Below are 1,545 nucleotides of genomic sequence, written 5' to 3'. Positions count from 1 at the left end.
GTTGCCGCAAAGTATATTAAGTTTCGTGGGTTTGTGAGGTTGGACGAGTTGGAAGTTACCGGATCACCTCTCGTGATGTTTCACCCGCGGAGCTCGTAGTAGACGATCTGCCATCCATTCTTGGGACCGCGCCACTGGGTGATCTGAAAGCTATGGGCTTGTGCAGACCCGTCCAGGACGCGGCTACTCCACCGTAGCGTTTCATCGTAACTGCTTCCGGACGATAACGCACCCGCTATGCGCCGAATGGGCAGCTTGGCGGGGAGCCTGCGGATGCGTCGGCCATCGTTGCCGACAAAGATAACGTCTTCGGCCACGCTTCGTCTTGGAACAGCCAACCAGTCGACCTGTTTGCCGGCCTGCTCCTGTCGCAAAACAGACGCGATCTCTTTCGCATCGCTAACGGCTTGGATTTGGAGCTGTTCATTGGTGAGTTTTGCCGAGCACTCAGGTTCGATCGCTTGTAAACTTTCTGCCGCTAATGCCTTCGATCCATCCCGACGATAGTCGTCGATTTCCCAGCGCCACCCCTCAGCACTGTTCCGCCAAAGCGTCTTATATGATCCAACTCGATTTCCGCCATCGTACAGCCCGCCGATAACAACTGCCGACCCGCTCGGATCACAGGACGGAAAGACAAGTTCGGGTCTGCGCTCGGCATGGCTCTCGACACTCATCATTGTGAGCCACCACCTTCGGCTACTCTCGGCTGCTTGCAACATGCTGGCCACAGATGGAGAGCGCGCGGTTTCGGGCGCATGTTGTATTGGCCAGGGGTCGCTTTGTGGACCGAAACTGCGTGCCGCTGCCTGACGGCCACTGGCAAGTACAGCTTCCGAGTAGGCCCGCTCCGCCTCCAGCGCGGAATTCGGCGAACTTGCCGCTAGTAGAAGCGCGAAGATCATGGCGAAATCCTACTCCTCAATCAACGTGTCGAGCGATGTACGGGCATCTGCGCCGGATGGTTGAGCGCCCGATAGAGCGTGGCATGATGACACTTCAGCAGCTTCGCCGCTTCGCGCACCGATGTGCCTTCGCCGACGAGACGCTGTCCGAGCGCGATCTGGTCCGGAGTGAGCTTGGGCTTACGCCCGAACTTCACGCCGCGCGCCATGGCTGCCGCGCGGCCGGAACTGGTACGCTGGTGGATCAGCTCGCGCTCGAACTCCGCGATGCCGGCGAACACGGTGAGCACCATGCGTCCCGCAGGCGTGGTCGTGTCGGCCCAGGGCTCGGCGAGCGAGCGCAGCCCCGCTCCCGCCTCGTTCAGCTTCTCGGCGATGTCGAGCAGGTCGCGCGTCGACCGCGCTAGGCGATCGAGCCGGGTGACCACAACCACGTCGTCGTCGCGCAGCTGCTCCAGCATCCGGTCGAGTTCCGGTCGGGCGCGCTTGGCGCCGGACACCTTCTCCTCGAATGTCCGCCGGCATCCGGCCGCCTTCAGTGCCGTCTTTTGAAGCGTGAGATCCTGATCGTCGGTAGATACGCGCGCATAGCCGAGGAGCATGTCGCAGATGTGCATTGGAACACGGCTGATTAGCAACA

At 60.8% G+C, this 1,545-nt stretch carries 2 protein-coding genes; both read right to left on the bottom strand.

Annotation, left to right across the window (positions count from 1 at the left end; all coding sequences use genetic code 11):
- Positions 1-80: 80 nt before the first annotated feature.
- Entirely contained in the window at positions 81-905 is an 825-nt protein-coding gene (locus ACFSC3_RS20675; protein WP_126014483.1) for a hypothetical protein, read from the bottom strand.
- A 20-nt stretch (positions 906-925) separates the two neighbouring features.
- A complete protein-coding gene (locus tag ACFSC3_RS20670; RefSeq protein ID WP_007406331.1) occupies positions 926-1,507 on the bottom strand; it encodes a recombinase family protein in 582 nt (193 codons plus the stop codon).
- Between the last annotated feature and the right edge of the window lie 38 nt (positions 1,508-1,545).

Origin of the sequence: Sphingomonas floccifaciens, assembly GCF_042681125.1 — a bacterium.
Taxonomy (GTDB): domain Bacteria; phylum Pseudomonadota; class Alphaproteobacteria; order Sphingomonadales; family Sphingomonadaceae; genus Sphingomonas; species Sphingomonas floccifaciens.
Note: the sequence above shows the minus strand (reverse complement) of the source record. Positions and strands in the feature narration are given on the sequence as shown.

Bases quoted from the DNA above. Each gene is read 5' to 3' on its own strand.
- ACFSC3_RS20675 (WP_126014483.1), bottom strand. From the start codon at position 905: ATGATCTTCGCGCTTCTACTAGCGGCAAGTTCGCCGAATTCCGCGCTG.
- ACFSC3_RS20670 (WP_007406331.1), bottom strand. From the start codon at position 1,507: ATGCTCCTCGGCTATGCGCGCGTATCTACCGACGATCAGGATCTCACG.